Genomic DNA, 12,857 nt, shown 5'->3' on the forward strand with positions numbered 1-12,857 from the left:
TTTCTGCGTCAGGACGTTTCGTCCTAGTGAGCCGCCCATTCTATATCGTTTTTCGTTTCCGTCAACACCCTCGTGAAACTTTTTTTCGAGGTTGTTGGTGAAGCAGAAGAACTTAGGAACTGTCGCGTGGGCTGCTTTGTTCGCGACCAGAAGAGAAGTATAGGGTCGTATCGACGATCTGTGAAGGGGTTTTCGACATCTTTCTGAAAAAAAGTCACACGCTAGACTTAATCCATCTGCTCATACTAATAAGGTGTCTTTCGATGTTACGTCGCGCTGCTCTTATCGCACTGCTTTTCGTTACTCACGGCGCTTCCGCCGCGACCGCCCCTTCGGTCACGCTCCATGGCAAGACGTTCTCCACCGAATTCGCCACCGACGATGCGTCGCGCGAGCTCGGGCTGATGAATCGCACCGAACTCGCGGCCGACCACAGCATGCTCTTCGTCTTCGTCGATGACGAACCACGCGCGTTCTGGATGAAGAACACCCTCATCCCGCTGGACATCCTCTACTTCAACAAGGATCGCCAGCTGGTCTCCATGCAGCTCAACGCGCAGCCCTGCAAGGCCGATCCCTGCGCGATCTACCCCAGTGGCGGTCAGTACGCGCGATACGTGCTCGAGCTCAAGGCGGGCACCGCGGGCAAGCTTGGGCTGAAGCTGGGCGAGACACTGACCATCGAGGGCGATCCCGGCACGGTGCGCTGATCGGACGACAACCCGCGCTCGCAGGGCACGTCGACCCGGTACGGCAACAGCCGGGACGGATCCAGAGCGGCCAGCTCGTCCCACTGATCTTCGAAAGGTATGAATCGCTGCATGAGTGCTTCCTCCACGTATAGGCACGCGTTGCGCGGCCGTGGAGCTATGGAAGCAGGATTTCCTGCGTTATCGCAGGCGGAATGGGGCGAAACGATGTCAGCCCCATCGCCGGACGCTATCCGTCGGGGACGGCGGCATCTGTCAGTCCAGCTCGACCATCTCGAAGTCGTCCTTGGTCACGCCGCAGTCGGGGCAGGTCCAGGTATCCGGGATATCCTCCCAGCGCGTACCCGGTTCGATGCCTTCATCCGGCAGGCCCAGGGCTTCGTCGTAGATGAAGCCGCAAACGACGCACATCCATTTGCGAAGGGTGGTTTCAGTGCTCTGGCTCATGGCTTGCGTACTGTCGTCAAACGGGAAAGTCCCCCATTCTGTCACCCCCGGCGCGGCGACGGTAGCGCGCCACCGTCACATTCCGAAGGACCTGTATGAGCACCCTCCTCCGACACCGCCCGCATGGCAAGGGCGTTTACGTGATTACCGACGGCCCTCGCGACGATCTTTTCGCCGCCGTCGAGGCCGCGCTGGCCGGTGGCGCCCGCATGCTTCAGTACCGCGACAAGTCCACCGACGCGGACCGCCGACGCAGAGAGGCCGACGAGATCTCCCGCCTGTGCGCCCTCCACGACGCGCCCTTTATCGTGAATAACGACGTCCCGCTCGCCCTGGCCACGGGCGGCGGGGTGCATCTGGGCCGCGAGGATGTGTCGATCGCCGAAGCCCGCGCGGAACTGGGCCCGGACGCCATCATCGGTGTCTCCTGCTATGGATCCCTCGAGCGGGCGAAGCAACTGGCGGGAGAGGGGGCGGACTACCTGGCTTTCGGCGCCATGTACCCGTCGACCACCAAGCCCCATGCCCCGGTCGCCCCGCACGACGTTTTGACGCAGGTCGCCCTCCTGGGCCTGCCGGTCGTGGCGATTGGCGGGATCACCCCCGACAATGGACGGGTCCTTATCGAAGCGGGTGCCGACTACCTTGCCGTGGTCTCCGCCGTTTTCGCCGCGCCCGATATCCAGGCCGCGACGCGCCGCTTCGCCGATCTTTTCGACTCACGCCCCGGAATCATTCAATGACCAGCAACCAGGAACTCTTCGCCCGCGCCCGAAAGCTGCTGCCCGGAGGGGTCAATTCGCCCGTGCGCGCCTTCCGGTCGGTCGGCGGCGAGCCGTTCTTCACCGCCCGGGCTGACGGTCCCTTCCTCTGGGACGTCGAGGGCAAGCGCTACATCGATTACGTCGGCTCCTGGGGCCCCATGGTCGTGGGCCATAATCATCCGGCTGTGCGCGAGGCCGTCGAACGCGCCGTCAGGAACGGACTGTCGTTCGGCACGCCCTGCCCCGCCGAGGTCACGATGGCCGAGACCATCGTCGATCTGGTGCCGTCCATCGACATGGTGCGCATGGTCAACTCGGGTACGGAAGCCACGATGTCGGCGATCCGCCTGGCGCGTGGTGCGACCGGCCGCTCGAAGATCGTCAAGTTCGAAGGCTGCTACCACGGCCACGGCGACAGCTTTCTGGTGAAGGCCGGTTCGGGCGCGCTGACCTTCGGCGTGCCGACCTCGCCGGGCGTGCCCAAGGCGTCGGCCGACCTGACGCTCACCCTCCCCTATAACGACATCGATGCCGCCCGCCTGCTCTTCACACAGGAAGGCAAGGAAATCGCCGCCCTGATCATCGAGCCGGTCGCCGGCAACATGAACTGCATTCCGCCGAAGGAAGGCTACCTCCAGGCCTTGCGCGACCTGTGCACCGAGCATGGCGTGCTGCTGATTTTCGACGAAGTCATGACCGGCTTTCGCGTGGCTCTCGGCGGCGCGCAGGCGCACTACGGCATCACGCCGGACCTGACCTGCTTCGGCAAGATCATCGGTGGCGGCATGCCGGTCGGTGCCTATGGCGGCCGCCGCGACCTGATGGAGCAGATCGCTCCGGCCGGTCCGATCTATCAGGCGGGCACCTTGTCGGGAAATCCGGTGGCGATGGCGGCGGGTCTGGCGATGCTGGAGTTGATCCAGGCGCCGGGCTTCCATGACGACCTGGCGGCGCGCACGGTGAAGCTGACCGACGGCATCCTTGGTGCGGCGAAGCGCGCCGGTGTGCCTTTCAGCGTCAATCGCGTGGGTGGGATGTTCGGCTTGTTCTTTACGGACGAAACCGTCGAGAGCTATGCGCAGGCGACCAAGGCCGACGTGGATGCGTTCAATCGCTTCTTCCACGGCATGCTGGAGCGCGGGGTTTACCTGGCACCGTCGGCGTTTGAGGCCGGGTTTGTTTCCAGCGCGCACGACGATGATGTCATCGCGGGCACGGTGGCGGTGGCCGGTGAGGTGTTTGCTTCGCTGTGATATCTGCGGAGTAACGCATGTGGAGGCCGTGCCTGGCGTTGGATGCGCGGCACGGCTTCACTCGTTTTTTTGCCGGGGTGAGGGTTCGCCAGCAGGCTGGCTCCTGCCGGAGAAGAGCATCGTCGATCCGGGCGGCGAGGCCGGCCGGATCGACAGGATCGCTCAGGCGACTTGCGCTTCCTTGGTGAAGGCGTGCAGTGCCGCGCCGAGGCGTTCGAGGCCTTCCGCGGTTTCTTCGTCGGTGATGGTCAACGGCGGAACGATGCGCAGCACATCCGGGCCGGCCTGCAGAATCAGCAAACCATGCGCGGCGGCAAGGTCGAGGATTTCACCCGCCCGGCCCTTATAGGCATCACTGAGCACCGCACCGATCATCAGGCCACGTCCACGGACTTCCGAGAAGAGGTGCAGGTCGTGGTTGAGCTTGTTGAGCCCGGCGCGGATGTCGTTGCCCTGGCGTTCGACGTTGAGCAACACGGCGGGCGACGAGATCTTCTTCAGCGCGACGCGGGCCACCGCGGCGGCCATCGGATTGCCACCAAACGTGGTGCCATGCGCACCGAACTGCATGATGTCGGCGACCTTGGGGCCGACCAGCATCGCACCGATCGGGAAGCCCGCGCCCAGCGCCTTGGCCAGCGTGACGATGTCGGGCGTGACATGGTCGTGCGCGTGGGCGAACAGCGTGCCCGTGCGACCCATGCCGGACTGGATTTCATCCAGCACCAGCAAGGCGTCGTGCTTGTCGCAGAGCTCGCGTACGACCTTGAGAAAACCAGGTTCGGCCGGCATGACACCGCCCTCACCCTGAATCGGCTCCAGCATCACCGCCGACACGCCGCCCTGCGCAAACGCTTCTTCCAGTGCGGGCACGTCGTTGAATGCCACATAGCGGAAGCCACCGGGCAACGGCTCGTAACCTTCCTGGTATTTCGGCTGCGCCGTAGCCGTCACCGACGCGAGCGTGCGCCCGTGAAACGAGCCCTTGAAGGTGATGATGACGCGCTCTTCCGGCGGGCGGCCCTTCGAAGTAGCCCACTTGCGCACCAGCTTGATGGCGGCCTCGTTGGCCTCCGTACCGGAGTTGCAGAGAAATACCCGCTCGGCGAACGGGGCGTGCCCGATCAGTTCTTCGGCCAGGCGCAGCGGCGGCTCGGTCCAGAAGACATTGCTTGCGTGCCAGAGCTTGCCGGCCTGCGTGTTCAGCGCGGCGACCAGATCGGGGTCCTGGTGACCCAGCGCGTTGACCGCGATGCCCGCACCGAAATCGAGGTAGTCGCGGCCTTCGGTATCCCAGACGCGGGAGCCCTTGCCGTGGTCAAGGACGACGTCGCGGGGACGATAAACGGACAGCCAGTAGCGCTTGCCGAGGCCGATGAGATCGGAGGAATCGACAGGATGCGAGGACATGGAACGAACTCCCGGGCCCGGCCGCAGCGCCGGAACCCTTACAGAAACGGATGGAATCGCACGGTACGCTCTGCGGTCCGACATCGAACCCGCATCGTATGATCGGCTGTACCGCGCGTGCAACGACTCTGTGACACGCCGCTTCAGCGGCTGAACGGCCACGCGCCGCAGACCGACGGGAAACTCCTTGCGAATCAAAGCACCTGCCACGTGGCACGGCGTTTGCTGCCTGTGGGACAAGGCCCTGTGAAGCCCGCGATGTTCGTTCGCCCGACGACCCTGCCAAGCCGAGCGACGAATGGGAACTCCCGGTCCCCCAGAGGACCGGGAGTTTTCTTCACTCCGCTGACGGATCAACGCAGCTGGTCGAGCGCCAGCTGGTGCTTCTTGCACAGGCGATAGACGGTGACGCGGGAGACGCGCAGACGGCGCGCGCATTCGCTGATGTTGAACGCACTGGCGCGCAGACAATCGACGATCGCCTCGCGCTCGGCCGAGGTTCGGGCGCTGCCAAGGCTGTCCCGGTCGCCGCCGGGCGCATCCGGCGTCAGCTCGAGATCCTCGGGCGTAATGAGGGCGTCGTCGGCAATGACGGCGGCGCGCTGCACGCGGTTCATCAGCTCACGGACGTTGCCCGGCCACGGGAAGCCGTTCATCGCCTTGCGCGCGGCGGTGCTGAAGGCCCGTGCGCGCGTGCCATAGGTTTCGCGGAAAGCGTCGAGAAAATGCTGGGCCAGCAGCTCGATATCGCCGGCGCGCTCCCGCAGAGGCGGCATTCGCAGCCGGAGCACGTTGAGCCGGTAGAACAGGTCCTCGCGGAAACGGCCCTGGGCGACGGCCCTTTCCAGGTCCACATGAGTGGCGGCCAGCACGCGGACGTCGACATGCACGGACTGACAGCTGCCGACGCGATCGATCGTTCCTTCCTGAAGCACACGCAGCAGATTGGTCTGGGCATCCAACGGAAGGTCGCCGATCTCATCGAGAAAGACGGTGCCGCCGTCCGCCGCCTCGAAATGGCCGATACGCCGTGCCGTCGCGCCGGTGAAGGCACCGCGCTCGTGCCCGAACAATTCCGACTGGACCAGGTTGGCCGGCAGCGCACCGCAATTGATCGCGGCGAACGGCTTTCCGTGACGGCCGGAGAGTTGATGCAGGGCGCGGGCGGCCATCTCCTTGCCGGTGCCTGTCTCGCCCGTAATGAGGAGCGGGAGTTCGACCGGCGCGAATTTTCGAATGTTCTGTGACAGTGCGCGAATGGCCGGGCTGTCGCCGGTCATCACGGTGGGGCGCTCGTCGGGCGGCTCGAGACCACCCTCGTGCGGCACCCTGAGCAGCGCCTGGCGCAGGGCGGCGAACGACGACGCGCCGTCGATGAGTTCGAGCGCGCAGGGCAAGGCGAGCCGGACGGCAGGGTCGCTGGAGGGCGTGTGTGGACCGGTGAGCCCGATCCAAGGCATGCCGGGATGCGACCGCCGCAGTTCGCCCAGGAGTTTCAGGGCTTCAGGAGCCGCCGAACGCAGGTCGACCACGGCGACCGCCATCTCACCGCACTCGGGCAGGTCGCCGCCCACACGACCGGGATCGGCTACCAACGTACGCCATCCCGCCCGGATCAGACCGAAGTGTTCCTCGACGCTCGGCCTGCCCACCCAGACGACACAACGACCCGTCATTTCCCCGCGCGACATGCCTGCTCCTCACACGATACGTGGCCTGCTGCCGGCTCTCGCGGATTCATGACCGGACCCGCCGCCGGCACCCCCTGCTGGCCGACAAGCCCCACATCGCCACTCGGTTGTCAGCCGGCGGCGACAGGGAGAGACGGTACCGCTGCCTGCCGGAAGCGGCCATACGCCAAACGGGCTAGCTCCCGGGAGGCCGCGGCATAGCTGTCGCGGTAGCTACAGAAACAAATCGGGCAGCAGCGGTTCGCCGGGCACCACGGCGTAGCGGTCGAAGTCGGTGACACCCTGCTCCCGCAGGATGTCTTCATCGATGACGAAGTGCCCGGTGTAATCACGGGAAGGCCGCGTCAGGATGGCATGCGCCGCATCGGCCACGATCGCGGGCGTGCGGCAGTTCTGCGGGCGGACGCCCTCGATCATGGCGATGGCCGCCGTGGCGATCACCGTCCGGGGCCACAAAGCGTTGACGGCGATACCCATCGGCGCGAACTCGGGCGCCATACCCAGGACACAAAGGCTCATGCCGAACTTGGCGATCGTGTAGGCCACATGCGGCGCGTACCACGTCGGGTCGATGCTCGGCGGAGGCGACAGCATCAGCACGTGCGGATTCGCGGCTTCTTTCAGGTACGGCAGGCAGGCCTGCGTCACCAGAAACGTGCCGCGGGTGTTCACCTCGTGCATCAGGTCGAAGCGTTTCATCGGCGTGTCTTCGACACCCTTGAGCCAGATCGCGCTGGCGTTGTTCACCACGATATCGATGCCGCCGAAGCGCTCGGCCGCCGTAGCCGCCGCCATGCGCACCTCGGATTCCTCACGGATGTCGACTTTCAGCGGCAGCGCCACGCCACCTTCCGCTTCGATCTCGGCGGCTGCGCTGTGGATGGTTCCCGGCAGCTTCGGATTGGCCACGCTGCTCTTGGCCGCGATGACGATGTTGGCGCCGTCACGGGCCGCGCGCTTCGCGATCGCCAGGCCGATACCGCGCGACGCGCCGGTGATGAACAGCGTCTTGCCCTTCAGCGATGTCATGGTGGTACCCCTTAGGCGCGCTGGAAGCGCGGGAGGATGTCACGCAATTCGGCCAGGCGTTGCAGCGGGTCGTCGAGCTCGAGCATGTGCTGGCACTCGTTCGGATCCAGCGGCAGCAGTTCGGAAAGACGAAAACCGACCCAGCTCGCATCGTCGGCGCGCTCGGCCATGTCATGACGCCACGGCGGCATCATCTGATCGGCGAGGCGCTCCAGGATCGTCGCGAGCAAGCCGAATTCCGCCGGCAGTTCCATCTTCGGTTCGTCGACCCACGGCGCGATGTCACCGCGCACCTGGCCGTCCGAACGCACGCGCGTGCGGGTGACGCGAAAGCGCTGACCGCCCTGGGCGACGATGCCGAGCAGGCCGTCCTCACTGGTATGAAAGTCGGTGATGGTGGCCAGCGTGCCGACGGCGGCGGGCACCGCGGGCTGTCCCGCCTCACGGCCCTCGAGGATCATGCAGACGCCGAACGCGCGACCGGTCCGCGAGCATTCGCGCACGAGGTCGATGTAGCGCGGTTCGAAGATGCGCAGCTGCAGGTGACCGCCCGGGAAGAGGACGTTCGACAGGGGAAACAACGGCAGATCGAGTGCGGGCGTGGTGGCAGCCATGCCCCTGAGTCTAACCTGCGTCCAGCACGTTGAAGAAGCGCCGGGGCGCGCCTTCGAAGCCACCGTTGGACATGAAGACGACCTGGTCGCCGTCCGCCGCTTCGGCGACCAGCGCGTCGATCAGGGCATCGACGGTGGAGGCGGTGGTTCCGCGGCCACCGAGTGCGCCGGTCACCTTGCCCGCGTCCCAGTCCAGCTCGGGACGATGCAGAAACACCACACGATCCGCATCGGCGAGCGAGGGCGCCAGCGCATCGGCATGCGCGCCCAGACGCATCGAATTGGAGCGCGGCTCGAGTGCCACGACGATGCGACCCTTACCGACTTTGGCGCGAAGGCCGGCCAGCGTCGTGGCGATGGCGGTCGGGTGATGGGCGAAGTCGTCGTAAACGGTGACGCCCTTTGCCTGGCCGATCAGCTCCATCCGCCGCCGGGCACTGGCGAAATCGGCGAAGGCCGGCAGCAACGCCACGGGATCGGCACCGGCGGCGGTCGCCGCCGCCAGCGCGGCCAGCGCGTTCATCACGTTGTGACGCCCGAGCGAACCCCAGCGAATCTCGCCGAGCGCGGTGTCACCACGGCGCACGCGGAAGTGCGAACCGTCGGCGGCAATCAGCTCGGCACGCCAGTCGCCCGCGTCGATGCCGAAGGTTTCGACCGGCGTCCACGCACCCATCGCCAGCACCTCGGCCAGATACGGATCCTCGGCGTTGACGATCAGCCGGCCATTGCCGGGCACCGTCCGCACGAGATGGTGGAACTGGCGCTGGATGGCGGCGACGTCCGGGAAGATATCCGCGTGGTCGTATTCGAGGTTGTTGAGAATGGCGATGCGCGGGCGGTAATGAACGAACTTGGAGCGCTTGTCGAAGAACGCCGAGTCGTATTCGTCGGCTTCGATGACGAAGGGCTTACCGTTGCCACGCCGCGCGGACACGTCGAAATTACCCGGGACACCGCCGATCAGGAACCCGGGCGACTGCCCCGCGGCTTCGAGCAGATGCGCCAGCAAGCTGGTGGTCGTGGTCTTGCCGTGGGTGCCGGCGACAGCCAGCACCTCGCGTCCGCCCAGCAGCGTCTCGCCCAGCCATTGCGGGCCGGAGATATAGCGCAGGCCCGCGTCGAGCATGTACTCGACGGCCGGGTTGCCGCGCGTCATCGCGTTGCCGACCACCACCAGATCGGGCGCGGGCTGCAGGTGCTCCGCCCTGTAACCCTGCATCAGACCGATGCCGAGCTGCTCGAGCTGGGTGCTCATGGGCGGGTAGACGTTGGCGTCCGAGCCCTCGACCGTCAGGCCGAGCTCACGCGCCAGCGCGGCGACTCCTCCCATGAAGGTGCCGCAGATACCGAGGATATGGACGCGCACGGGGGTCAGGCGCTGGCGGCCTTGACGCCACCGGGCAGCACATCCAGCACGCGCTGGGTGACCTCGTCGAGTTCGCCGACGCCGTCGACGACCTGCAGCTTGCCGCGCTGCTTGTAGAAGTCGGCTACCGGAGCGGTCTGGTCGGCATAGATGCCAAGACGCTTCTTGACGGTATCCGGGTTGTCGTCGGGACGGCCTTCCTTCTCGAAACGGACCTCGCAGCGGCCGATGATGGCCGCGTCGGGCACGTCGAGCTTGACCACCACGTCCAGCGGCTGGCCGATACGGGCCAGCACGGTGTCCAGCGCGTCGGCCTGGGCCAGGTTGCGCGGGTAGCCGTCGAGGATGAAGCCCGGCCCGGCGTCCGGCTCGCCCAGACGGTGCTCGATGATGCCGAGCATGATGTCGTCGGGCAGCAGCTGACCGGCGTCCATCAGGCCCTTGGCCTTGAGGCCGAGCTCGGTGCCTGCCTTGATCTCACCGCGCAGAAGATCGCCGGTGGAGATGTGCGGCACGCCGAGGCGCTCCTTGAGGCGGGTGGCCTGAGTACCTTTGCCGGAGCCGGGGGCGCCGAATAGCACGAGTCGCATTGATGCTCCGTTCGTCGGACATGCGGGGTAACCCCGCCGCCGGACACAAGAAAATGGGTCTCAAGGTAACGGGCGGGGCGCCACGCCGTCAAACAGGCGACATGTCGCAGGTGTAGGGCGGTTTGACGCGCGTCGCGTTACCCTGCCGGCTCCGCTCCCGCAGAAGGACCCGAAGCATGGCCGCCGGCAAAATCCTCTACGCCCAGTCGGGCGGTGTCTCCGCCGTCATCAACGCCACCGCCGCCGGCGTCATCGAGACCGCCCGGGACAAGGGCATCCCCGTCTACGCCGCGCGCAACGGGATCCTCGGCGCACTGCGCGAGGAGCTGATCGACACGACCAGGGAAGCCAAGGCGAACATCGCCGCGCTGAAGCACACGCCGGGGGGCGCCTTCGGCTCCTGCCGCTACAAGCTCAAGTCGCTCGAAGAGAACCGCGCCGAATACGAGCGCCTGATCGAGGTGTTCAAGGCGCACGACATCCGTACCTTCCTTTACAACGGCGGCAACGACTCGGCGGACACGGCCAACAAGGTCTCCAGGATCGGCCAGGCACTCGGCTACGAGGTCAACTGCATCGGCGTGCCGAAAACCATCGACAACGACCTGGTGGTGACCGACACCTGCCCGGGCTTCGGCTCCGTGGCCAAGTACACCGCCATCGCCGTCCGCGAAGCGAGCCTGGACGTCGCCTCCATGGCCGACACCTCGACCAAGGTGTTCATCATCGAGGTGATGGGCCGCCATGCGGGCTGGATCGCCGCGGCCGCCGGCCTTGCGGGCTCGGGACCCAACGATGCACCGCACGTCATCCTGTTCCCGGAGAACGTGTTCGACCCCGAGGCCTTCCTGGCCAGGGTGCAGGCCACGGTCGAGAAGGTCGGCTACTGCACCGTCGTGGTATCCGAGGGGGTGAAGAACAAGGAGGGCACGTTCCTGGCCGAGTCCGGCGCGCGCGATGCGTTCGGCCATGCGCAGCTCGGCGGTGCGGCACCGGTGCTGGCGGCTCTCGTTCGCGAGAAGCTGGGCTACAAGTATCACTGGGCGTTGCCCGACTACCTGCAGCGCTCGGCACGGCATGTCGCATCCAAGACGGACGTCGATCAGGCGTACGCGGTGGGCAAGAAGGCGGTGGAGTACGCCGCCGAGGGGCTCAACGCGATCATGCCGGTGATCGTGCGCGTGTCCGATGAGCCGTATAAGTGGAAGATCGAAGCGGCGCCGCTGGACAAGATCGCCAACCACGAGAAGAAGATGCCGAAGAACTTCATGTCGAAGGATGGCTTCGGGATCACCGCGGCGGCGCGACGGTATCTGGCGCCGCTGATCGTGGGGGAGGTGCCCCCGCCCTACGGCGACGATGGGCTGCCGGTGTATGTGACGCTGAAGAATGCTTCGGTGCCGAAGAAGCTGAGGAAGTTCAAGCCTGGGTGACGTGTCGCGTCGGGCCGGCGGCGAGCGGGGCGCGCCAGCGGTCGTCGCGGTGTGGGTCGCGCGCGGGGCGCGCTCCTACATGGTCACCGTGCACGTGTAGGAGCGCGCCTGCGTGCGATGCTCCGACCTCAGCCCAACACCCCCCGCATCAACCCCAGATCCCGCACGAACTCCGCATACCCCGCCTCTCTCGCCTCGGCATCCGGCAAGCGCAGCAGATACGAAGGGTGCACCGTGGCCATCGCCTTCCGTCCATCGGGCAGGTCGATCCACTCGCCACGTTGCGCCATCAGCCGGAACGACGAACCGAAAACCGCCTGCGCCGCCATGGCGCCAAGGCAGACCAGGGCCTCGGGCTGCACACGATCGATCTCGGCGGCGAGCCAGGGCCGGCAGGCGGCCTGCTCCTCCGCGTTGGCGCGCTTGTGCAGCCGCACCTTTCCGCGTGGCTCGAACTTGAAGTGCTTCACCGTGTTGGTGACATAGAGCAGGTCTCGCTCGATCCCCGCCTCTTCCAGCGCGCGATCGAACAGCTTGCCCGCCGGCCCGACGAATGGCTTTCCGGCCAGATCTTCCTGATCGCCCGGCTGCTCGCCGATCACGACCACCTTCGCGTGCACCGGGCCTTCGCCGAACACCGTCTGCGTCGCGGGCTTCCACAGGTCGCAGGCACGGCATTCGCGCGCCTGCGCGCGCAACGCCGTGATACTGCCTTCGGGCGCCGCCGCGACCGCTTTCTGCAGCGGCGTGATTTTCTTCTTCGGAATCGTCGGCTGCTTGTCGACCATCGCCTGCATCCTCGGTAACGCGTCGCGTACCAGGCCTGGAATGAGCTTCGCTTCCGGCAGGTTCTTCCAGTACTTCACCGGCATCTCGCGCCGCATCGCATCGACTTTCAACCGGGCCGGATTGAAGATGCTGGCGTAATACGTGCGCCAGAGATCTTCGAGCGCATCGTCGGTGGGTGCATCCGCCCTGCTCGCACCCGGCCCGAACGACAGCGTCTCGCCATTCCAGTGTGCCGTGCGTGACGGCGTCAGCAGGGACCAGTGCATGCCAGTGAAGCGACGCACGAAGAATGGCGCGACGCGTTTGACGATGTCGAACGACGGCTCGAACCAGGCGACGTAGACCGTGTCCTCCCCATGCCGGACTTCACGAAAGCGCACGAACGCCTTCATCTTGTGCATGTCGCGGCTGACCTGCTTCACGCAGGTGTGAGCCCAGGCGACATCGTCATCGGTAGCGATGCGCAGCAAGGCTTTCTCACCGTGCGCCAGCCGCCACAGCATGCGATAGAGCGTGGCGTGGCGACGCCTGTCGGTATGCGCCAGCACGGCGCTGGCGACATTCAGAAAGTCGCGGGGGACGGCGGGAACGCTGGTGCGCACAGGCGGAGGAATCGCGTCGTCGCCGGCGAACAATCCGCCGGCGCCGCCGCCTTCCCAGTCCACTTCGGACGGTTCGATGTCGGCCAGCAACAGCGCCCGCGCCTTGGCGCGCCACTCGTCGAAGTCCGACGGGTCGTCCAGCGTAACGACGCGCAT

General features: G+C 66.1%; 12 protein-coding genes. 4 read left to right on the forward strand and 8 right to left on the reverse strand.

The features are described 5' to 3' along the window. The first annotated feature begins 263 nt into the window (after positions 1-263). Positions 264-710, forward strand: coding sequence for a DUF192 domain-containing protein (locus tag J2X57_RS14030; RefSeq protein WP_036116148.1), 447 nt, complete (start codon positions 264-266; stop codon positions 708-710). 255 nt (positions 711-965) lie between these two features. Here the strand turns inward: J2X57_RS14030 and J2X57_RS14035 are convergent, their stop codons facing one another. Further along, complete coding sequence (locus tag J2X57_RS14035) at positions 966-1,157, reverse strand: rubredoxin (RefSeq protein ID WP_036116149.1); 192 nt, start codon at positions 1,155-1,157, stop codon at positions 966-968. 95 nt (positions 1,158-1,252) lie between these two features. Here J2X57_RS14035 and thiE point away from each other — a divergent pair, with 95 nt between their 5' ends. Both thiE and hemL read left to right on the forward strand, forming a co-directional pair. Further along, positions 1,253-1,900 (forward strand): thiamine phosphate synthase, encoded by a 648-nt coding sequence (gene thiE / locus J2X57_RS14040; RefSeq protein WP_309868097.1) that lies wholly within the window; start codon positions 1,253-1,255, stop codon positions 1,898-1,900. Then, positions 1,897-3,174, forward strand: coding sequence for a glutamate-1-semialdehyde 2,1-aminomutase (hemL, locus tag J2X57_RS14045; protein ID WP_309868100.1), 1,278 nt, complete (start codon positions 1,897-1,899; stop codon positions 3,172-3,174). The genes thiE and hemL overlap by 4 nt, the downstream gene beginning before the upstream one ends. A gap of 162 nt (positions 3,175-3,336) precedes the next feature. Here the strand turns inward: hemL and J2X57_RS14050 are convergent, their stop codons facing one another. The 6 genes from J2X57_RS14050 to J2X57_RS14075 all read right to left on the reverse strand — a co-directional run bounded on the left by J2X57_RS14050 (position 3,337) and on the right by J2X57_RS14075 (position 9,877). Then, on the reverse strand, positions 3,337-4,584 hold the full coding sequence (locus J2X57_RS14050; RefSeq protein ID WP_309868102.1) for an acetylornithine/succinylornithine family transaminase: 1,248 nt from the start codon (positions 4,582-4,584) through the stop codon (positions 3,337-3,339). A gap of 353 nt (positions 4,585-4,937) precedes the next feature. Further along, positions 4,938-6,275 (reverse strand): sigma-54 dependent transcriptional regulator, encoded by a 1,338-nt coding sequence (locus J2X57_RS14055; protein ID WP_309868105.1) that lies wholly within the window; start codon positions 6,273-6,275, stop codon positions 4,938-4,940. A 213-nt stretch (positions 6,276-6,488) separates the two neighbouring features. Continuing rightward, a complete protein-coding gene (locus J2X57_RS14060) occupies positions 6,489-7,304 on the reverse strand; it encodes an NAD(P)-dependent oxidoreductase (protein ID WP_309868108.1) in 816 nt (271 codons plus the stop codon). Positions 7,305-7,315: 11 nt separating this feature from the next. Further along, entirely contained in the window at positions 7,316-7,918 is a 603-nt protein-coding gene (locus J2X57_RS14065) for an LON peptidase substrate-binding domain-containing protein (RefSeq protein WP_043692087.1), read from the reverse strand. 10 nt (positions 7,919-7,928) lie between these two features. Then, the gene (gene mpl, locus J2X57_RS14070; protein WP_309868114.1) at positions 7,929-9,287 is read right to left on the reverse strand and encodes a UDP-N-acetylmuramate:L-alanyl-gamma-D-glutamyl-meso-diaminopimelate ligase; all 1,359 of its coding nucleotides are present in this window, start codon (positions 9,285-9,287) and stop codon (positions 7,929-7,931) included. Positions 9,288-9,292: 5 nt separating this feature from the next. After that, positions 9,293-9,877: an adenylate kinase gene (locus J2X57_RS14075; RefSeq protein ID WP_309868116.1), complete on the reverse strand. Its 585-nt coding sequence runs from the start codon at positions 9,875-9,877 to the stop codon at positions 9,293-9,295. Positions 9,878-10,053: 176 nt separating this feature from the next. Here J2X57_RS14075 and J2X57_RS14080 point away from each other — a divergent pair, with 176 nt between their 5' ends. Continuing rightward, entirely contained in the window at positions 10,054-11,310 is a 1,257-nt protein-coding gene (locus tag J2X57_RS14080; protein ID WP_036116163.1) for a 6-phosphofructokinase, read from the forward strand. A gap of 128 nt (positions 11,311-11,438) precedes the next feature. Here the strand turns inward: J2X57_RS14080 and J2X57_RS14085 are convergent, their stop codons facing one another. Next, positions 11,439-12,857, reverse strand: a complete 1,419-nt coding sequence (locus J2X57_RS14085; protein WP_309868119.1) for a UdgX family uracil-DNA binding protein — start codon at positions 12,855-12,857, stop codon at positions 11,439-11,441.

This window comes from Luteibacter sp. 1214 (genome assembly GCF_031455395.1).
In the GTDB taxonomy this organism is placed as follows: domain Bacteria; phylum Pseudomonadota; class Gammaproteobacteria; order Xanthomonadales; family Rhodanobacteraceae; genus Luteibacter; species Luteibacter mycovicinus.

Bases quoted from the DNA above. Each gene is read 5' to 3' on its own strand.
- J2X57_RS14030 (WP_036116148.1), top strand. From the start codon at position 264: ATGTTACGTCGCGCTGCTCTTATCGCACTGCTTTTCGTTACTCACGGC.
- J2X57_RS14035 (WP_036116149.1), bottom strand. From the start codon at position 1,157: ATGAGCCAGAGCACTGAAACCACCCTTCGCAAATGGATGTGCGTCGTT.
- thiE (WP_309868097.1), top strand. From the start codon at position 1,253: ATGAGCACCCTCCTCCGACACCGCCCGCATGGCAAGGGCGTTTACGTG.
- hemL (WP_309868100.1), top strand. From the start codon at position 1,897: ATGACCAGCAACCAGGAACTCTTCGCCCGCGCCCGAAAGCTGCTGCCC.
- J2X57_RS14050 (WP_309868102.1), bottom strand. From the start codon at position 4,584: ATGTCCTCGCATCCTGTCGATTCCTCCGATCTCATCGGCCTCGGCAAG.
- J2X57_RS14055 (WP_309868105.1), bottom strand. From the start codon at position 6,275: ATGTCGCGCGGGGAAATGACGGGTCGTTGTGTCGTCTGGGTGGGCAGG.
- J2X57_RS14060 (WP_309868108.1), bottom strand. From the start codon at position 7,304: ATGACATCGCTGAAGGGCAAGACGCTGTTCATCACCGGCGCGTCGCGC.
- J2X57_RS14065 (WP_043692087.1), bottom strand. From the start codon at position 7,918: ATGGCTGCCACCACGCCCGCACTCGATCTGCCGTTGTTTCCCCTGTCG.
- J2X57_RS14075 (WP_309868116.1), bottom strand. From the start codon at position 9,877: ATGCGACTCGTGCTATTCGGCGCCCCCGGCTCCGGCAAAGGTACTCAG.
- J2X57_RS14080 (WP_036116163.1), top strand. From the start codon at position 10,054: ATGGCCGCCGGCAAAATCCTCTACGCCCAGTCGGGCGGTGTCTCCGCC.
- J2X57_RS14085 (WP_309868119.1), bottom strand. From the start codon at position 12,857: ATGCGCGTCGTTACGCTGGACGACCCGTCGGACTTCGACGAGTGGCGC.